Genomic DNA, 18,605 nt, shown 5'->3' on the forward strand with positions numbered 1-18,605 from the left:
GGCCGGGAGCGAGTGCGACCTCGGCACCGGCGCCGACGGACGCGACGGGGGTAGCATGAGCGGGCCGAAGGGTCGGCGTCATCGCGATGAAAGAATGGCAACGAACACTGATCATCTTGAGCGTCTCCCAGTTGCTCACCGCAATCGGGTTCTCGATGATCTTCCCCTTCCTACCGAACTTCGTGAACGCCCTGGGCTCGAGTACCGGCACCAGCCTCGTGTTCTGGGCGGGCGCGGTTTTCAGCGCGCAGGCGCTCACCATGATGGTCGCATCCCCACTATGGGGAGCGCTGGCCGATCGCTGGGGCAGGAAGCCGATGGTCGTGCGGGCGATGTTCGGCGGCGCCGTGATCATCCTGCTGATGGGCTTCGCCCGCAGCGCCGAAGAGCTGACCCTGCTGAGGGCGGTACAGGGCCTCATCACCGGGACCGGAGCGGCGGCCAACGCCCTCATCGCGTCGATCACCCCTCGTGAGCGTTCCGGCTACGCGATGGGGGTACTGCAGACTGCCCTCTGGAGCGGCGTCGCCGTCGGACCGGTACTGGGAGGAATCCTGGCCGACCTCTACGGCTTCAGGGTGGCGTTCGTCGTCACCGCGGTCCTGCTGACCATCGGCGGGTTCCTCGTTACCTTCGGCGTTCACGAGGAGTTCGAACCGGCCCAGCGTTCCGGCAAGGGCGTGCTGGGGGACTGGGGATCGATCCTGGCAACGCACGGCGTGGCCGTCGCCTACGCAACTCGCTTCACCGCCACGCTGGGACGCGGCCTGCTGGTACCGGTACTGCCACTTTTCATCCCGCTGATAATGGTCGGTTCCGAAGGCGTGAGCACGGTGATCGGGCTGGTGATCGGCATCTCGTCGGCGACCGGTACCCTCAGTGCTATCTACCTCGGGAACCTGGGCGACCGCATCGGTCACAAGCGGGTGCTCGTCTGGTCGGCTCTCGTCGCCGCCCTCGCCTACATCCCCATGTCCCTGGTACACCACCCATGGCAGCTGTTGGTGTTGAACGCACTGAGCGGAGCAGCCATCGGCGGAGTGATGCCCTCGATCTCGGCGCTCCTGACGGGTTACAGCACTCAGAGTAACGTGGGCAGCGCCTTCGGCCTCGACAATTCGGTCATGTCGGCATCGCGAGCGGTCGCGCCGCTGGTCGGGGTGGGGGTGGCGAGCCTCTTCGGCTACCGTTCCGCCTTCATCGCCGGTTCCATCATCTACCTGCTCACCCTCATCGTCGGAGCTACCTGGTTGCCGCGCACTCGAGAGCGAAGACGGGAAGCCGAGGCGGTGTCGAGCGCCACCCGCGAGCGGGCTCATTGACACCGGCGGGCAACAGCGGTAGCTTGGCTCCGTCACCAGGGGTGCTCCGGCGGTTCGCGTGCGGAGCTGAGATCAGACCCTAGTACCTGATCCCGTTAGTACGGGCGTAGGAAGCGTGATGTCTCGAAATCCCAGAGTATGCGCTTCGCTGACCCGTCGTCGGGACGAACATGCCCGGTGACGGAAAGGTCCGAGAGATGAGATCGACAGCTTTGGTTCTCGCGGCCCTGCTAACGCTGGCGCCCGCGTTCGCCCAACCGCTCAGAGTCCTCACCCACGAATCGTTCGACCTGCCAGCAGGACTGTTGGAGGAGTTCACCGAACGGACCGGCATCGAAGTGGAGTTCCTTCCAGCCGGCGATGCGGGCGAGGTGGTGAACAGGTCAATCCTCACCCGCGCCAGGCCGATCGCCGACGTACTCTTCGGGGTCGACAACAGCCTCCTCGCCCGAGCCCTCGAGGCCGACTTGTTCGAACCTTACCGGAGCCCGCTGCTAGATGCGGTCCCCGAGGCGTTCGTGTTCGATGCCGAGCACCGGGTTACGCCGGTGGACGTCGGCTTCGTGAACTTCAACATCGATCTGGAATGGTTCGAGCGCGAGGGGCTCGCACCGCCGGACGACCTCGACGATCTCCTCGAACCCGAGTACCGCGGGCTCACCGCGGTCATGGACCCTGCCACCTCCTCCCCGGGCCTCGCGTTCATGCTCACTACCATCGAAAGGTACGGCGAGAGCGGCTGGCTGGAGTTCTGGGCGGCACTGCGCGATAACGATGTGCTGGTGACGAGTGGCTGGTCGGATGCCTACTACACCGCCTTCAGCCGCTACGGCGGCGACCGGCCGGTCGTCCTCTCCTACGCCAGTAGCCCGGCGGCCGAGGTGATGTTCGCAGAGGAGCCGCTGGAGGAGGCGCCCACTGCCAATCTCTTCTGTCGGGAGTGCGTGTACCGGCAGGTGGAAGCAGCCGGCATCCTCAGCGGCACGGATCAGCGCGAGGAGGCGGAGCAGTTCATCGACTTCCTGTTGAGCAGAGAAGTGCAGGAGGCGATACCGGGGGTGATGTTCGTCTATCCCGTTCGTAGCGACGTGCCGCTCCCCGAGGAGTTCGAGCGTTTCGCCCCGGTACCCGGCGATGAGCAGATCGCCGAGCTTTCGCCTCAGCGGATAGCCGAGGGGCTCGAGCAGTGGTTGGGGCAGTGGACCCGGGTCGTTTCCCAGGGCCTCGAGCCCGAGCAGGCGCGCCGGTAGCCTGAGGGGTGTGGCAGGTAGCCTGAGGGGTCGGGAAGACGCTGAGGCGTAGGAAGACGTCGGCACCGACGCGGACGTCGACGCACAGGTACGCTTGGGCGGCCCAGGTGCGGCAGGTTGCGAATGTTGCGGGAAGTGAAAACGGTCCACGGGGTGCCGTGGACCGTCTACGGTCTATCGCGGTGGGAGGAGTTTCAGACGTTGAAGCGGTCGCCCTGACCGCGTTCCGACCAGCGCCTGAGGGTGGCGCACTCGCGCTTGATGGAGCGGTTCTTCGCCCGTCCATCGTTGCCGAACAATCTTTCCTTGATTCGCCTGAGAATGCTCATCATCATCATGGCTCCCCTGCCAAGGCACTGTTATACACCAATGAGAGCGGGCACATGTAATTCCAGCGTCAGGAGCGGCGGAACACTGTGCCGCCCGTCACACTGCCGTCTGTGACAGCGTTTCCCCCACCTCCCTGCTCTCATCTGAACGATGCAGCAGGCTCAGGAACAGGGCCGAGCCGGCAAGCAGATCCGCGAGGGCGCCCTGTTCGACTAGCCGGCCCCCGTCCATCAGGAGGATCCGATCCGCCCGTGCCAAGGCGGCCGGCCGGTGCGAAACCACCAGGCAGGTCACCTCGCCGCGTTGGCCCAGGCGTTCCCAGAGGAGCGCTTCGGTTTGCACGTCCAGGGCGCTCGAGAGGTCGTCGAAGACGAGCAGGTCGGCATCCCGGAGGAACATGCGGGCGGCGGCGCTGCGCTGGACCTGACCGCCCGACAGCTTCACACCACGGCTGCCGACAGGGGTGTCGAGCCCACGCTCGAGCCTGGCGACGTCCTCACGCAGAACCGCCAGGTTCAGCGCCTCCTCTACGGCAAGCGGATCGCTCGTAGAGCCGAGGAGCAGGTTCTCGCGCAGCGAGTCGCTGAAGAGCCGGGGAACCTGAGGCGTGTAGGCGCTCCGTGGCGGTACGAAGAAGGTGGCCGGATCTTCGACCTTCACACCGTTCCAACTCACGGTCCCGGACGTCGCAGGCAACAGCCCCAGCAGGGCCCGGATGAGCGTCGACTTGCCCGAACCCACCGGACCCGTCACGACCGTGAAAGCTCCGCGCTCGAGCTCGAACGACACCTCGTCGATCCCGAGGGCTCCGTCGGGATGCCGGTAGGAGAGGCGGTCCACGGTCAGTTTCCGTAGTGGGAGCGGCTCCGGGCGAACATCGACGTAGGCCGGCAACGGACCGCTGAGGTGGAGGTCCAGGTCGGCCACGGCCACCGAGCTTTCTGCGTCCTGCATCAACCGCTCCAGACGTTCGAACGCGATCCCGGTTCGCTTGTGCTGCACCAGCATCGCGCCGATGAACGACATCACCCCGGTCAGGCGGGGCAGGTAGGCGACGAAGAGCGCGAAGTCCCCCACGCTGAAGCTGCCCTCCTTCAGAGCCCCAGCGGCCAGCAACAGGATGATGCCGGTGGCGATGTTCACCATGTTGTCGGTCACCGAGCGGAAGATCTCGGTGATCAAGGTGTCTTCGAGGGCGGCCTTGCGGCGACGGCTGTTCAGCGCGTCGAAGTGCGCCAGCGCCGAACCTTCGGCGCCGGCGACCTTGAGCGCCTGGACTCCACCCGTCATCTCGCCGATGAAGTCGGTCACCCGGCCCGTACTCTCACGCATCGCCTTGCGGACACGGCGGATGCGCGGCCTCAGCAGCCCGGTCAGGAAGAAGGTGAGCAGCAGCGGCACGCACACGAGCGTGGTCATGAGCGGGTCGATGGCCATCATCACGACCAGGGCAAAGGCGGCGAAGGCAGCCAGACCCCAGAAGTCGACCCAGCTCTCGACATACTCGGCGATGTCGTTCACGTCATCCCGGAAGCGGCTGATCGCCTCGCCCGGAGAATCGGGCAGACGGCGCGAACCCGGAGCGTTCAGCAGGTGATCGAGCAGGTTGCGGCGCAGCAGCAGGGTCGTCTCGATCCAGTAGGTGCACCACGCGACTATCCCGCCGCCAAGCAACCCCAGCCGGGCGACATCTACGGCGAGGGCAAGGGCGAGGTAGCTCCAGGCACTCTGGCCGGCCGCTCCGGCGCCGGAAAGCGCGTCGAACAGCGCCTTGACGAATACCCCGTAGAGCACAGGAAGGACGTGGATCAGGGCCCAGAGCAGGCACGTTCCCACGAACAGGAGCCTCCGGTGGCGTACCAGCCGGATGGTCAGCTCGAGTGGCTTTGGCTGGCTCATCCGAGTCGCCCCCTCTCCACCGGCTGGGTCACGCTCGACAGACCGCCGCCGGGACCGCCCGCCACGGGAGTTCGGGTGGTACTCAGCATCCTTGCGTAGTGACCGTCGTTTCGTGCCGCCAGCTCCTCCCTGGGGCCGAACTCGAGCACTTTGCCTTCACCCAGCACGAGGATGTAATCGGCTCGTTCGACCGTCTCCAGGCGGTGGGCGATCAGGATGCCCGTCCGACCGCCCAGGAGCCGGTCCACCACCAGTTCGAGCTGCCGCTCAGTTGCCGGATCGAGGCGTGAGGAAGGCTCGTCGAGGACCACCAGACCCGGATCCTCGAGGAAGACGCGGGCGAAAGCCAGCAGTTGCGCCTCACCTGCCGAGAGGTTCGCACCGCCGGCGCTCAGCCGGGTGTCCAGCCCTTGCGGCAACGCGTCGTACCAACGTCCCAGGCCCAGTTCATGCAGCAACCGGACGAGCTCGGCATCGCCGTGTTCAGGGCGGAAGAAGGTGAGGTTGTCGCGCACGCTCGCCTGGAACAGTTGCACCTCCTGCGTCACCAGTCCCACCCGCGCCCGGAGCGAGTCCGTATCGGCTTCTGCAAGGTCGACGCCACCCAGTCGCACGGTTCCCGATGTCGATGCGTAGAGGCGGAACAGCAGCCGCGTCATGGTCGTCTTGCCGCTGCCGGTCCTGCCGAGCAGCCCCAACACCTTGCCGGCCGGCAGGTAGAAGGACACCTCGCTCAGGGTGACGGCCTCGGCATCGGCCTCGCCCGCGCCCCCGTAGCCGAAGGAGACGTCGTCGAACTCCACGCTCAGCGGGCCCGCCGGGAGCAGCCGGCCCTCCCGGGGCACGGGGGTCGGTCGGAGTTCGAGCAGGTCGCGCACCCGGCCGGTACTGGCAGCCGCCTTCTGCAACTCCTGCATCTGCTGGGTGATCTGATCGATAGGCGTCTGCAACATGAGCAGGTACTGGAAGATCATGTAACCGGTGCCCAGCGACACGCGACCGCTGGAGACGAGCAGTATCGCCGCTGCGAGCAGAACCGCGCTGGCGGCGACGAACAGGCCATAGGAGCTGAGCCAGACGACCGAACGCATGATCCAGGCCCTTCGCGTGCCCTGGTAGAAGTCGCGCATGATCGAGCCGAAGCGGTGGATGGAGTGGGACCCGGCTCCGTTGGCCCGCAGATCCTCGATGCCCCCGAGGCGCTCCTCGATGAAACCGAACAGTCTCGCGTTCACCTCTCGTTCGGCGATCGACGCGGGCACGCCTACTCTGCGGGTCCAGCTCAGCACGCCCAACTCGAGCAGGGTGAAAATCGTGAGGGCGAGACCCACCCACGGGTTCTCGACCCAGAGCAGGGCAAGGATGCCGACTAGCAGGAGCAGACCACCGAAAACACGCACCGAGAACTGGCTGAAGAAGTTCGAGAGAGCGGTGATGTCACCATCGATCCGTTCGATCATCTCCCCCGGTGTTCTCGAGGTGTGGAACGACATGTCGAGGCCGAGCACATGCCCGGCCAGCTCGCCGCGAAGCTGGTTGGTAGCCGTCCAGCCGACGTCTGCTGCGACGTACGTGGCTACGGCCGCGAGCAACTGGTGTCCCAGTGCGATAGCGAGGAAGAGCAGCGCCATCTGCTGCAGCCGCGCGGTAGCCACTCCCTCCATGGCGCCGTCGATGAACAGGCGCAGGATCTGGGGGATGGTGAGTTGCAGGGCGATCCCGGCGAGGAGCAGCGTCGCCATGAGGAGCGCCTTGCCGGCCTGGGGCCGCAGGTAGCGGGCGATGGTGGCGAGGGTGCCCGGCGGCTCGTGACTTTCGGCTTCGATGTAGCGATTGGTGAGCGTCATCTTCTCCTGCCCGGTAACCGTGTCGTACTTCTACCGATCTGCTTCGATGCTCACCGGGTCCGTGGGGTCCACGAAAAGACCGTGAGCGCTTCGAGAGTCACCCACGGTCGTAAGGGCTAGCTGAACAGGGCTAGGCTACGGGCAGGCAGACTCCTCCCGATCAGGGGAATCGTCGAAGATGGTGAGTACTGCCATCCCTGCTCCGCTTCCGCAACGGTCGGACCGTCGCTACCGGCCATAACATTAGCCGCGGGCCGCACCGGTGTCAATAGCGCGATTTGGTTGCGCGGTTACACTCGGTGGCGATGCTCGACCGAAGACCGGCGCACTGGCTAGGGCTCTTCGCCACCCTCTTCCTGGTCCTCTTCTTCGGCTACCCGCTGGCGACGATCCTGTGGCGGAGTGCCGGGCAGGGGGCCCTCCTGGATATCGCCTCGAACCCCTACTACTGGGGGCGTTTCGGCTTCACCCTCGGCCAGGCACTCCTGTCGACCGCGCTCACCCTCCTGTTGGGTCTGCCGGCAGCACTCCTCTTCGGCCGCTACTCGTTCCGCGGCAAGAAGCTGCTGCGAAGCGCATTCACGGTCCCTTTCGTCATGCCGACGGTAGTCGCGGCGGTAGGCTTCCTGGCACTGGTGGGCCCGCGAGGGCTACTGGGCCTCGACTTGCGGGGAACGCTGGCCATCATCCTGCTGGCGCACGTCTTCTACAACTTCCCGGTAGTCGTGCGGATCGTCGGCACCTACCTGGAGGCGGCCGCGCCGCGGCTGCGTGAGGCAGCCTCGGTCCTCGGCGCGGGCGCTTGGCGCACGACCCTGAGGGTGGAGCTGCCCCTGGCGTTGCCGGCCCTCGCCGCCGCGGCGTCACTGGTCTTCATCTTCACCTTCACCTCGTTCGGAGTCATCCTGATCCTGGCACCGAACCTTCCGACGGTCGAGGTCGAGATCTATCGGCTGACCTCCCGGCTCCTGCGGCTCGACGCCGCCGCAGTCCTGGTGCTGGCCCAACTCCTGCTTGTGGCGCTGGTGAGCCGCTTCTACGTGCTCGTGCAGCGTCGCCTGGCCGTGCGCCTGTCGGGCTCGGGACGTCCCTTGCCCCGACCCGAGGGCCTCACCAGGCCGCTGCTGGCGCTACAGCTGCTGGTGTCTGCACTGCTGCTCCTCGCCCCCCTGCTCACGCTGGCGGCGCAGGCGGTCTGGCCACCCGGGCACGATCGACCCAGTCTGGCTGGGTTCCGGGCGTTGCTGGAGGCGCCTCTCACGGTTACCTTCACCGGGGCCGGCGAAGCCGTTGGCAACTCGCTGATGTTCGCTGTGGGCACCACGTTCCTCTCGCTCCTGGTCGGCTTCGCCTTCGCGTTCGCCGTGGTCAGGGGTGGCTGGCGCTGGCTCGACGAGGCCAGTCTGCTGCCGTTGGCGACCAGTGCCGTGAGCCTCGGCTTCGGCTTCCTCATCGCCTTCCCCCAGCTCGCCACGAGCGCCTGGGGGCTGCTTCTCGCCCACACGCTGGTCGCCTTCCCCTTCGTCGCCCGAGCACTTCTGCCGGCACTGCGCGCGCTTCCGGCGGCCTGGAGCGAGGCGGCCGCGACACTCGGCGCCGGCGCCTGGTCGAGGCTGAGGAAACTCGATCTGCCGCTCCTGAGGCCCGCCCTCTCTTCGGCAGCGGCCTTCGCCTTCGCCGTCTCCATGGGAGAGTTCGGGGCGACCCTGGTCATCACCCGCCCGGAGTTCGCCACCATCCCCGTAGCCATCTACGACCGGCTGGGCAGGCCCGGCGCCTCCAGTTATTCCGCCGCTCTTTCCCTCTCGTTGCTCCTCATGCTGGTCACGGCCGCATCCATGCTGATCCTCGACCGCTCCGGCCAGGGCGAGCTGTGAGCCTGCGGCTCAGTGAGCTCACCAAGAAGTTCGGTGATGTTATCGCCGTTGACGGGGTTTCACTGGAGTTGACCGAGGGCGAGAGGCTCGCTCTCCTCGGACCATCCGGTTGCGGCAAGAGCACGCTGCTGCGCCTGGTAGCGGGCCTCGAGAAGCCGGACTCCGGCAGCGTGAGCATGGGCGGGAGCGACGTGACCCGGTTACCTCCGCAACGGCGCGATACGGGGATGGTGTTCCAGGACTTCGCCCTCTTCCCCCACCTGGACGTTGCCGGGAACGTCGGCTTCGGTCTGGTCGAAGCAGGCTGGCCCCGTGACCGGGTGAACAGGAGGGTGGGGGAGCTCCTCGATCTGGTCAGCCTCCCCGGCCTGGGGGCCCGGAAGGTGTACGAGTTGTCCGGGGGCCAGCAGCAGCGGGTGGCGCTGGCCCGGGCGCTGGCCGGCGAACCGTCCCTCCTGCTGCTCGATGAACCGCTCTCGAACCTCGATCCCGACCTTCGCGGCGGCCTCCAGCGCGAGTTGCGGTCGCTGCTCGACGAGCTGGGAATCACGGCCGTCTACGTCACCCACGATCAGGAGGAGGCTTTCATGGTGGCGCCACGGGTTGCCGTGATGAGAGCGGGGCGGGTAGCGCAGCAGGCGCCTTCGGCGGAACTTCTGCGGAGTCCGAGGGACGTTTGGACGGCTCGCTTCCTGGGCTACCGGAACGTGTTCCTCGCGGGCGAGATGACCGAGGCGCCCCTACTGCTCCGTGACGATCTGGTGCGCCTGGTCCCGCTGGGCGAGGCCGACCTGAATGGGCAGGTGGAGGCGATCGAACGGGCAACACACCTTCTGAGAGTGGTGCTCTTCGTCCCCGCCTGGGGAGTGAGGGTGGAGTGGCAGGGTTTCGAGCGCGAGCTGCCGACCGGCATCGGGAGGGGAGACGAGGTGGGTCTCGAGGTGCCGGCCCAGGCGCTGGTTCCGTTGGAGTCAGGATGAGCAGGGCGAACGGCTCGGATCGTGAGCCGGCGTGTTGGCAGCCGGAGTGTGGGCAGCCAGAGTGTGGGCAGGCGGCTTGTCGGCAGCCGGCGAGTTGGCAGCCGGTGTATCGGCAGCCGGACCGGGGGCCCGTGTGAAGGCGGTAGTGCTGGCGGGCGGTGACGTCGTCGTGACGCCGTACCTGCTCGAACTGCTGGAGGGGAGTCGGCTCGTGATCGCGGCAGACTCAGGCCTCCGCCACGCCGAACCTCTCGGCCTCGCACCCGCCCTGGTGGTAGGAGACTTCGATTCGGTGACGAAGGAGGTGTTGGCCAGCTTTCCGGACCTGCCTCGCCACCAGCACCCTGTCGACAAGGACCGACTCGACCTTGAGCTGGCCATAGACATGGCGCTGGAACGCGGGGCAGAGGAGCTTCTGGTGCTGGGCGCCTTCGGCTCACGCTTCGACCAGTCCCTGGCGGCCCTGCTCATCTGCGCTCGCTTGTCACGAGCCGGAGTCCGCATCTCGCTGCACGATGGCGCGCGGGACGGGTACGTGGTACCAGGAGGCTCTGCCCTGTCGCTCGAGTTGCCTGACGCGACCGTGTTCAGCCTGCTGGCGCTGGAGGAGTCGCGGTGCAGCGTGGACGGCGCCGAGTACCGCCTCGATGATGTCCGCCTACCGTTCGGAGTGGGCCTCGGGGTGGCGAACAGGGCGCGAGGCGGTCCCCGGCTCGAGGTCAGGACCGGCCTGGTCGCCCTGCTGGTGGAACGCAGCCTCGAGTGATCGGAGCGCTGACCGACTTCGCTTCAGCCCCGGAGCCTTGGTTCCTCAGCTGACGGTCCCCTGCTCGATCGGCACGCCCACCATGTTCCCCCACTCGGTCCAGGAACCGTCGTAGTTACGGACGTTGGGGTAGCCGAGCAGGTACTTGAGGACGAACCATGAGTGGCTGCTCCGCTCGGCGATGCGGCAGTAGGTGACCACCTCCTTCTCGGCAGTGACCCCCTGTGGCGCATATAGCTTCTCCAGCTCCTCCTTGCTCCTGAAGGTACCGTCGGGGTTGGCGGCCTGCGACCAGGGTATGTTCTTCGCGCCCGGGATGTGTCCGCCTCTGAGCGCCCCCTCCTGGGGGTACTCGGGCATGGCGACCTTCTCGCCGCTGAACTCTGCGGGGCTGCGGACGTCGACGAGGGCGCCCTTCCCGTCACGTACCTGCAGCAGGTGTTGCAGCACGTCGGCGACGTAGGCGCGGATCGACTCGTCACGGTAGGGCACCGCGTACTTGCCGGGCGCGTGGTCCGGCGTCTCTGTCACCAGCTCGCGGCCTTCGTCGGCCCACTTCTGCCTCGCGCCGTTCATCAGCCTTACGTCCTCGTGCCCGTTGTACTTGAAGAACCAGAAGGCGTACGCCGCCCACCAGTTCGACTTGTCGCCGTACAGGACCACGGTCGTGTCGTTGCTGATCCCCTTATCCTCCATCAGCTTCGCGAACGCCTGCGCATCGATGAAGTCACGGATGTCACCACGCTGGAGTTCCGTGTGCCAGTTGAGGATCACCGCGCCAGGGATATGTCCCTGCTTGTAGAGGCTGATGTCCTCATCTACTTCTGCGATCCGGACGTTGGGATCGTGCAGGTGCTGCTCGACCCAGTCGGTGGACACGAGCACGTCTGGACGGGCATATTCCATGATCTCTCCTCTTCTTCGGCGCACCCGAGTACTGATGCGATAGCTGGGATGTTGACACAATTTGTCAACTATCTCAACAGAGTGCGAAACATGATGGTTCTTACCGGGTGCACTAACTCGACTCTGAAACCGTCACGACGTCACGAGAGTCGGCTAGGGGCTAGCCTCTCCTGCCTTGCCATACGAAGCGATAGTGCTGAACGCATAACCGGTCGCCGTCAGCGTACTTCTCCATCAGCGAGGCCAGCGCGGGCCGGTGTTCCGGCGCCAGATAGTCAGGGTGGCCGGGCATGCGCGACCAGAAAGCTGCGAAGTCGAAGGCCGAGTCGAAGACCTCCCTGGCCTCGAACTCATCGACTCGCGCTTCCAGGAGACCGCTCGATGCCAGTCGCTCTTCGACGACATCGCGTCTTTCGCTGTGAACACCGATCATCCAGCCGCCAGGCCGCAGTAGCTCGGGGTGCAGGAGGATGCTGGTAGGTCCGCGCCGAGAGTAGATGAGGTCGAAACTCTCGGCTCCGAACGGTAGATCACGGGTGTCGGCATGTTCGAACCGCACCTTGTTCGTACCGGAGCGGGCTGCGTTCTCATCGGCCGCCGCGATCATCTTCGCCGCGAAGTCGAAGCCGGTAACCCTGGCTGAATGTCGGGAGACCTCCAAGGTGAACTCGCCGCTACCGCAGCCTGCGTCGAGTACGTGCATATGTGGCTCGAGCCGGCTGTGGAGCAACTCGACGAACGCATCCTCTCCGGACCTGCCCTCGACGACCGACGACCAGGTCTGGGTGTACCCGCCGAAGCGCTCGGCGACGCGGTCGTACCATCCGACGTGGTCGAAGTCCCGACTCACGTTCAGCAGTCCTCGGCCTTCGTTGCGTGCTCCAGGGAGAGGCTGTGCCGCTCGAGCACCGGCTTGATCTTCGCCTCGTCTTCGGTGACGCGTCTGTAGACCCAACGATAGTAGGGCCTGGCGCACACCACCCTCGTCGCTCGGTCTCGGCCCAGCAACTGCGCGAGCGCGTCGAACTCGAGCGTGCAGATGATCAGGTGGAGGTAGCTGCTCCGCTCGTTCGTCGCGCCCTCGGTTCCGCCGACAGGCACCTCCGGGTAGATTCTCCGGAACTCTGCTATCGCCTGCTCGGCGAACTCGCGTCGGGACGATTCGAACCAGTGGAACTGCTCGTGCAAGAAGGTCCCGAGGAGACCGTCGTCATCGTCGAGCTGTCGCGTGTTCAGGGTGAGTACCGGATGGCTGTGGGGTACGACGAACGAACGGATGATGACCTCGCGAGTGTAGATCCATCGGTCCAGGTCGTACCTCTCGAGCAGTCGCTCCAACTGCTCGCGGCCCCTGCGCTCGAGATCGGTATCGGCGTCACAGGTTATCGAGAGGATCGGGACTTCCTTTCACCTATCCCGAGCCGGGCTGCGGCCAACCGGGCGACCGCCAGGTCGAGTGTCGGTTCGTCTCCGCCGTCGAGGATCCAGGCTGCGGAGAGGCATGCGAACGCGACCGTCCACTCGAGGAACCTCGCCTGGTCGAGGTTAGCGGCATGGCAGATGAGCTCGGATTGACGATCGAACCGGCCTGGCTCCAACGCAACCTCGGCGTCAGGGTTGCGGAGCAGGTTGACGAAATCGAAGGTGCGCTCACCGAAGAGGCCTTTCGGGTCGATCGCCAACCAGCCGCGGTTGCCGAAATCGAGGATGTTGCCATGGTGCAGATCGCCGTGCAGCACCACCTGCTCGCGCTCTTCGGCGATCAGTCGACGCGCCAGATCGGCCGCCACCTCGAAGAGGCCGCCATGCTCATCGGCCACCGGCCACAGCGCTTCGAACCAACGAGACAGAGGCACCAGAGCCGGCAGCGGACGGCCCCTCTCAGCATGGAGCTCCGCCGCTGCCCGGCAGATGATGCGGGTAGCCTCGTCATCCGCCCCCTTCCGAGCCATCTCGCTGAGTGATCTCTCACCCGTCGCCCGCTCCATGAGCACCGCTTCGCCATCGAGCGCGTACACCTCAGCGGCGCCATCACCCTCCCACCACACCATCAGCTTCGCCCCGGCCCGCTCCTCTTCTGCCGTTGCGATCTTGAGCATCGCCGATTCACCATCGAGGCGAACCGGTATCAGTGTGCTGTGCGGCGTCTCGATCGGATCGCCGTCAGGGACGAGGTCCCAGCGCCGAATATAGTCCTGGACGTAAATTATCGGCAGTTACTCCAACCATTTAAGCTCGATCCGCTCGCCTACCGGACTCTCGAATCTGACGATCTGATTCTCTTAGACGTAGACGTGTTTCCGGTCCACGGCTACATCATAAGCATCCCCTGCAGTGCCCTCGAGAGTGGAGCCGGCAAGAACAGGGCAAGCGACAGCTACCGCCGAACGGCCGAACCTGGGCCGTGCAAGAATGCCGCGTGGGCAACCTTTCCGAGCCTCCCCTCGTGGTCGCGGTGGCGGCCGTGCTGTTCAGAGGCGAACGGTTACTGAGCATGCAGCGCAGCAAGACGAAGGACGCGGGACCCGGGCTGTGGGAGACCCTCTCCGGAAGGGTGCGCCCTGGCGAGGATCCTGTCGATGCGATCAAACGCGAAATCGCCGAGGAGTGCGGCCTCGAAGTCGATCTCGATCCTAGACCGGTGACCGCCTATCCGGCCAAGCGGATCAAGGAACCGATGGTAGTCATCGTCTATCGCGGACGAGCGACCGGTGGCGAGGTCGTTCTGAGTCACGAGCACGACGACTACGCCTGGCTCACGCCTGGCGAGCTGGCGCAACGGAGTCCGTTGCAACAGCTTGTCCGCGCTGCCGAAACGGCAGCGGCGCTTCCGTGGTGAGAGTCGCGCGGCTCGGAGCAACTTCGGAAGGAGTCGACCGTTGGATCTCGCCGAAGTCATCGCCATAGTCGAATCACTCGGACTCCCGGAGGGCGACTATGCTCTCCACGGCAGCGCTCCGCTGCTGGCGCACGGACTCGTCGATGAGATAAGCGATCTCGACATCGTTTCGCGAGGTGCTGCCTGGGAGTACGCCAAAACGTTGGCGCCGCTCGAACACGGCCAGAAGGACGATGTGGTGCGGCCGTCAGCGGGCGTAGAGATCTTCGACGGCTGGTTGGGGGACGACGCGAACTCGTTGATCGACGAGGCCGCGAGGATCGAAGGGATCCCGTTCGTGAGCCTCGAAGCGGTCCTGCGCTTCAAGAGGCGCCTCGGCCGGCCGAAGGACGAGATCCACATCCGGCTGATCGAGGAGTTCCTGGCGCGACGGGCGCGTTGACACCCCGCTGGGCCCCTGCTACGATTCTCGGCGATGACGTTGCAGCGCCCGAGAGCCTTCATCGACGGTTCGGACAATTCCGATGCGAGGAACCTCGGGACCTAGACGTCGCGATCGATCGCAGTCGTACACCCCGAGGTTCGAGCCTCGGGGTTTTCAATTAGGAGCGTGAAGATGGAAGCAGTAGCCAGTTCGCCGGTAACGCCGATTTCCCGATTGAACCGCCACGTGGGCGGTGAGGTGACGGTGCGAGGCTGGGTCCACAACCGGCGTGACCTGGGCGGCATCCAGTTCCTGCTCCTGAGAGACGGCGGCGGCCTGGTGCAGTGCGTATTCGAGGGCGCCGACCTACCGCTCTTCGAGAGCTGCGTCCGTATCGAGGGCAAGGTCGTGGAGAACGCCAGAGCTCCCCATGGCCTCGAGATCCAGGCTCGATCGCTGGAGGTGATCAGCGAGGCGAGCGCTCCGCCTCCGGTCGAGATCCCGAAAGAGGAGTGGCATGCCAACCCGGAGACGCTGCTCCAGTACCGGCACGTGACGGTGCGCGGGGTGAAGGCCCAGGCGACACTGAAGGTGCAGGCCGAGCTGGTCAAGTCGTTCCGGTCGTTCCTCGATGAACACGGGTTCACCGAGATCTTCTCGCCGAAACTGGTGGCCGCCGGTGCGGAGGGCGGGGCGAACCAGTTCGAGGTCGACTATTACGGGAAGCGGGCTTACCTCACCCAGTCGCCGCAGCTCTACAAGCAGATCATGGTGGCGGTGTTCGAACGGGTCTACGAGGTTGCGCCGGTCTACCGGGCTGAGCAGTCGCATACCAGCCGGCACCTCTCCGAGTACCTCTCGCTCGACGTCGAGTTCGGTTTCATCGAGGATGACGGCGACGTCATGGACCTCCAGGAAGCGCTGGTGAAGTCGATGATGCGGCAAGTGGCGGAGCGCTGCGCCGCCCAGTTCGCCACGCTTGGCGCCTCGCCGCCGGACACTGCTCCACCTATCCCGCGGATCCCCCTGCTCGACGCACGCGAGCTTGTGAAAGAGCGTTACGGGCATGCCACCGGCGGCAAGGACCTCGACCCCGAGGCCGAGCGGCTGCTAGGGCGTTGGGCGCAGGAGGAGCACGGCAGCGACTTCGTATTCGTGACTCGCTACCCACAGGCGGCCAGGCCGTTCTACACCTACCCCACCGATGACGGCCTCACACGCGGCCTCGACCTGCTGTTCCGCGGCGTCGAGATCAGCTCGGGTGGCCAACGCATCCACAGCTACGATCGCCTGGTCCAGGAACTGCACACACGTAACATGGACCCTGACTCGTTCAGCGGGTACCTGGAGGTGTTCCGCCACGGGATGCCGCCCCACGGCGGTTTCGCCCTCGGGGCAGAACGCCTCACCGCGCTGCTGCTCGGCATCCCCAACGTTCGCTTCGCCAGAGCCTTCCCGCGGGACGGGAGCAGGTTGCAGCCTTGAGGGTCACCTGGGCGCTGTTGACCGCACTGCTGGCGACGAAAGCGACCGCCCACGAGAAGTGGTTCGTGGAGAGCGCGGAGTATCAGGCGCATCTCTCGAGGGCATTCGGCCCACCGGCGATCTGGTACGTCGCCGGCGCCCTGCTTCTGGTTCTCCTGGCCTACGCGCTCTGGAGGTTCCGCGGCCGGCGCGGCATACTCCCCGGACCGGAACTGTTCGGCGCGACTCCGGGCGGCCGTAGCAGGCTATACGGACTTGCGCCCATGATCCTGGGTGTTCACGTCGCCGTTCCACTCCTCGCGGCCGGGGTCAGCGGCACCCTCTTCGCGTCGAGCGTGCCTCTCGAAGGCGGCTGGCGCTTTCTGCTGGGGCTGATGCAGACCGGCATAGCCCTCTCCTTCTTCTACGGTGGCCTTACCCGCCCGGCTGCGGTCGCTCTCGCGCTCCTGTGGCTGCTCGGAACGGTCGTCACCTCGCCTGTTGCCATGCTAGAGAACATCCACATGCTCGGCTTCGCCGCCTTCTTCTTCCTGACCGGCCGCGGACCTTACGCCATCGATCGGCTGATCTTCCCGCGGCTCGAACCTCCCGCCCACCTCGCGCGTCACGCCGTAGCGGCCCTCCGGATAGGCGCCGGCCTCAGCTTCATCGTGGTCGCCTTCACCGAGAAACTGGCCAACCTGCCGTTGGCTCTCTCGTTCCTGAACGAGTACCCACTCAATTTCACGGCCGAGCTGGGGATACCGATGAGCGACCTGAGTTTCATACTCAGCGCCGGGATGGTCGAACTCATCATCGGCCTGCTCCTGATTCTCGGAGTCTTCGTGAGGGCGACCATCGTGGTGGCGTGGCTGCCGTTCAACCTGACCCTCACCGTCTTCAACTGGATCGAGTTGGTGGGCCACTTGCCCTTCTACGGGATCATGGCGCTGCTACTCGTGTGGGACCCGCACGACCGTGACGGTTGGGTGGAGGGTCTCCGGCTGCCCGAAGCAACCCCGCCGCAAGCCGGGCGGCCACCGGAGCACACCGTTCAGGGTTACAGGGCGGGCAAACCGGGACGGACCGATTAGACCGGAGTGCCCGGCTCCACCAGATCGGCATGCTCCAACTGGATCGTCACGTGATCGATGCCGAACTCCTCGTGCAGGCACTCCCTCACGCGCACCAGCGTTTCCTGACGGAACTGCTCGCGGCGCACCACCACGTGGGCCGACAGCGCAGGCATCCCGCTCGTGATCGTCCAGACGTGCAGATCGTGCACGTCGTCCACCCCGGTGCAACCGAGCAAGCGGGCCCGCACGACGTCCACGTCGATGTCCGGCGGCGCGCCTTCGAGTAGCACGTTCACCGTCTCCTTCAGGAGTCCCCAGGCCGAGTACGTCACCAACACCCCGATCAGCACCGACGCGAGCGGGTCAACCCAATTCCAGCCGAGCAGCCAGATGAGGCCTCCGGCGACTATCGCGCCGAGACTGCCCAGGGCGTCGGTCAGCACGTGCAGCCAGGCTCCTCGTACGTTGAGGCTCTCGTCTCGCCCGCCGTGGAGGATCGCCAGGCCGGCGACGTTCACCATCAAGCCGCCCAAGGCCACGAGCATCATCGCGCCGCCTTCGACCTCGAGAGTCGACCCCAGGCGCCTGAACGCCTCGTAGAAGATATAGGCGCTGATCGCGACCAGCGTTGCGGCATTGACCAGTGCGGCGAGGATCTCGCTTCGGTAGTAGCCGTAAGTGTGGCCGCTGGTCGCCGGTTTCTTGGCGATCCATACCGCGAAGAGCGACAGCGCCAAGGCTCCCGCGTCGGAGAGCATGTGTCCGGCGTCGGCCAACAGCGCCAGGGAGTTGGTGAGCAGCCCGCCAACGACTTCGGCGACCGCGTAGAGCAGCACCAGGACCAGCACGGCAGCCAGACGATTGCGCCGAGCTTCAGATGCCGGAGCTCCTCCATGGTCGTGAGAGTGAGCCATCGGTGCTCAGGCTACCGGGAAGAGCGGTACTGGCCGGGTTTCCCGCAGGACCACGTGGCACTCCCGGCAACGAGGCTCGTAGCGCTCCGAGGCCCCGACCAGGATCACCGGATCGTCGAAGTGCGCCGGCGATCCGCCGATGAGCCGCTGAGTCCTGGTCGCCTGGCGGCCGCAACGACAGATCGCGGTGAGCTTCTCGACGAGTTCGGCATGCGCCAGGAGTTGCGGCATCGCTCCGAACGGCTCGCCTCTGAAGTCAAGGTCGAGACCGGCAACGATCACCCGGCGGCCGGCGTCCGCCAACTCCAGCGACAGGTCGACCACCTCTGGGCCGAAGAACTGACACTCGTCGAAAGCGACTACCTGGACCTCGTCTCGCAGCGCGGCCCGAACCGCTGCCACGTCCTCCACCGGCACCGCCTCCATCTTTCGGCCCGTGTGCGATGCGACCGACCGGGCGTCGTAGCGATCGTCGATAGCCGGCTTGAACACCTGGACTTCCTGCTTGGCTATGAGGGCCCGGTTGACCCGCCGGATCAGTTCCTCCGACTTCCCGCTGAACATCGGGCCCACGATCGCTTCCAGCCGCCCACCGCCGAACTCGAAGAATGGCATTCGCCCATGCTATCCCAGGCCTGGCGGAGCCTCTGCCCGGTGCTTCATAACGTACGGCTGCATGCTCTCCGGTCCGGCGGACACTCTCGTTCGGAT

The 18,605-nt window shown here is 65.8% G+C and carries 17 protein-coding genes and 1 riboswitch; of the genes, 9 read left to right on the plus strand and 8 right to left on the minus strand.

The window, feature by feature from the left end; genetic code table 11:
* Positions 1 to 116 precede the first annotated feature (116 nt).
* A complete protein-coding gene (locus tag VF168_13065) occupies positions 117 to 1,322 on the plus strand; it encodes an MFS transporter (GenBank protein ID HEX7005109.1) in 1,206 nt (401 codons plus the stop codon).
* Positions 1,323 to 1,349: 27 nt separating this feature from the next.
* Positions 1,350 to 1,453: riboswitch (TPP riboswitch) on the plus strand.
* A 66-nt stretch (positions 1,454 to 1,519) separates the two neighbouring features.
* Positions 1,520 to 2,572 (plus strand): thiamine ABC transporter substrate-binding protein, encoded by a 1,053-nt coding sequence (locus VF168_13070; GenBank protein HEX7005110.1) that lies wholly within the window; start codon positions 1,520 to 1,522, stop codon positions 2,570 to 2,572.
* 426 nt (positions 2,573 to 2,998) lie between these two features.
* Here VF168_13070 and VF168_13075 read toward each other — a convergent pair whose 3' ends face one another.
* Complete coding sequence (locus VF168_13075) at positions 2,999 to 4,801, minus strand: ABC transporter ATP-binding protein (GenBank protein HEX7005111.1); 1,803 nt, start codon at positions 4,799 to 4,801, stop codon at positions 2,999 to 3,001.
* A complete protein-coding gene (locus tag VF168_13080; protein HEX7005112.1) occupies positions 4,798 to 6,648 on the minus strand; it encodes an ABC transporter ATP-binding protein in 1,851 nt (616 codons plus the stop codon). The genes VF168_13075 and VF168_13080 overlap by 4 nt, the downstream gene beginning before the upstream one ends.
* A 305-nt stretch (positions 6,649 to 6,953) precedes the next feature.
* Here VF168_13080 and VF168_13085 point away from each other — a divergent pair, with 305 nt between their 5' ends.
* From VF168_13085 to VF168_13095, 3 genes are read left to right on the plus strand one after another with little or no spacing between them, the layout of a single operon-like run.
* Entirely contained in the window at positions 6,954 to 8,525 is a 1,572-nt protein-coding gene (locus VF168_13085; GenBank protein ID HEX7005113.1) for an ABC transporter permease subunit, read from the plus strand.
* Complete coding sequence (locus tag VF168_13090; protein HEX7005114.1) at positions 8,522 to 9,505, plus strand: ABC transporter ATP-binding protein; 984 nt, start codon at positions 8,522 to 8,524, stop codon at positions 9,503 to 9,505. Before VF168_13085 ends, VF168_13090 begins: the two co-directional genes overlap by 4 nt.
* A gap of 31 nt (positions 9,506 to 9,536) precedes the next feature.
* Positions 9,537 to 10,271: a thiamine diphosphokinase gene (locus tag VF168_13095; protein ID HEX7005115.1), complete on the plus strand. Its 735-nt coding sequence runs from the start codon at positions 9,537 to 9,539 to the stop codon at positions 10,269 to 10,271.
* A gap of 45 nt (positions 10,272 to 10,316) precedes the next feature.
* Here the strand turns inward: VF168_13095 and VF168_13100 are convergent, their stop codons facing one another.
* The 4 genes from VF168_13100 to VF168_13115 all read right to left on the minus strand — a co-directional run bounded on the left by VF168_13100 (position 10,317) and on the right by VF168_13115 (position 13,393).
* The gene (locus VF168_13100) at positions 10,317 to 11,177 is read right to left on the minus strand and encodes a sulfurtransferase (protein HEX7005116.1); all 861 of its coding nucleotides are present in this window, start codon (positions 11,175 to 11,177) and stop codon (positions 10,317 to 10,319) included.
* 160 nt (positions 11,178 to 11,337) lie between these two features.
* Complete coding sequence (locus VF168_13105) at positions 11,338 to 12,027, minus strand: class I SAM-dependent methyltransferase (GenBank protein HEX7005117.1); 690 nt, start codon at positions 12,025 to 12,027, stop codon at positions 11,338 to 11,340.
* A gap of 2 nt (positions 12,028 to 12,029) precedes the next feature.
* A complete protein-coding gene (locus VF168_13110; GenBank protein ID HEX7005118.1) occupies positions 12,030 to 12,515 on the minus strand; it encodes a hypothetical protein in 486 nt (161 codons plus the stop codon).
* Between the two features lie 44 nt (positions 12,516 to 12,559).
* Entirely contained in the window at positions 12,560 to 13,393 is an 834-nt protein-coding gene (locus tag VF168_13115) for an aminoglycoside phosphotransferase family protein (GenBank protein HEX7005119.1), read from the minus strand.
* A 203-nt stretch (positions 13,394 to 13,596) separates the two neighbouring features.
* On the opposite strand from VF168_13115, the gene VF168_13120 reads away from it, so the two are divergent.
* From VF168_13120 to VF168_13135, 4 genes are all read left to right on the plus strand, one after another.
* Positions 13,597 to 14,016 (plus strand): NUDIX domain-containing protein, encoded by a 420-nt coding sequence (locus VF168_13120; protein ID HEX7005120.1) that lies wholly within the window; start codon positions 13,597 to 13,599, stop codon positions 14,014 to 14,016.
* Positions 14,017 to 14,056: 40 nt separating this feature from the next.
* Positions 14,057 to 14,458 carry a hypothetical protein gene (locus tag VF168_13125; GenBank protein ID HEX7005121.1) on the plus strand — a complete coding sequence of 134 codons (402 nt, stop codon included), beginning with the start codon at positions 14,057 to 14,059 and terminating at the stop codon, positions 14,456 to 14,458.
* 174 nt (positions 14,459 to 14,632) lie between these two features.
* Positions 14,633 to 15,925 carry an aspartate--tRNA(Asn) ligase gene (gene aspS, locus VF168_13130; protein HEX7005122.1) on the plus strand — a complete coding sequence of 431 codons (1,293 nt, stop codon included), beginning with the start codon at positions 14,633 to 14,635 and terminating at the stop codon, positions 15,923 to 15,925.
* Positions 15,922 to 16,998 (plus strand): hypothetical protein, encoded by a 1,077-nt coding sequence (locus VF168_13135; GenBank protein HEX7005123.1) that lies wholly within the window; start codon positions 15,922 to 15,924, stop codon positions 16,996 to 16,998. The genes aspS and VF168_13135 overlap by 4 nt, the downstream gene beginning before the upstream one ends.
* On the opposite strand, the gene VF168_13140 is transcribed toward VF168_13135, so the two are convergent.
* Both VF168_13140 and VF168_13145 read right to left on the minus strand, forming a co-directional pair.
* Complete coding sequence (locus VF168_13140) at positions 16,995 to 17,894, minus strand: cation diffusion facilitator family transporter (GenBank protein ID HEX7005124.1); 900 nt, start codon at positions 17,892 to 17,894, stop codon at positions 16,995 to 16,997. The genes VF168_13135 and VF168_13140 overlap by 4 nt on opposite strands.
* A gap of 6 nt (positions 17,895 to 17,900) precedes the next feature.
* A complete protein-coding gene (locus VF168_13145) occupies positions 17,901 to 18,509 on the minus strand; it encodes a thymidine kinase (GenBank protein ID HEX7005125.1) in 609 nt (202 codons plus the stop codon).
* Positions 18,510 to 18,605 lie beyond the last annotated feature (96 nt).

Source organism: Trueperaceae bacterium, from assembly GCA_036381595.1.
Taxonomy (GTDB): domain Bacteria; phylum Deinococcota; class Deinococci; order Deinococcales; family Trueperaceae; genus DASVCN01.

Coding starts and splice junctions, on each gene's coding strand:
- VF168_13070 (HEX7005110.1), top strand. CDS start 1,520: ATGAGATCGACAGCTTTGGTTCTCGCGGCCCTGCTAACGCTGGCGCCC.
- VF168_13075 (HEX7005111.1), bottom strand. CDS start 4,801: ATGAGCCAGCCAAAGCCACTCGAGCTGACCATCCGGCTGGTACGCCAC.
- VF168_13080 (HEX7005112.1), bottom strand. CDS start 6,648: ATGACGCTCACCAATCGCTACATCGAAGCCGAAAGTCACGAGCCGCCG.
- VF168_13085 (HEX7005113.1), top strand. CDS start 6,954: ATGCTCGACCGAAGACCGGCGCACTGGCTAGGGCTCTTCGCCACCCTC.
- VF168_13100 (HEX7005116.1), bottom strand. CDS start 11,177: ATGGAATATGCCCGTCCAGACGTGCTCGTGTCCACCGACTGGGTCGAG.
- aspS (HEX7005122.1), top strand. CDS start 14,633: ATGGAAGCAGTAGCCAGTTCGCCGGTAACGCCGATTTCCCGATTGAAC.
- VF168_13140 (HEX7005124.1), bottom strand. CDS start 17,894: ATGGCTCACTCTCACGACCATGGAGGAGCTCCGGCATCTGAAGCTCGG.
- VF168_13145 (HEX7005125.1), bottom strand. CDS start 18,509: ATGCCATTCTTCGAGTTCGGCGGTGGGCGGCTGGAAGCGATCGTGGGC.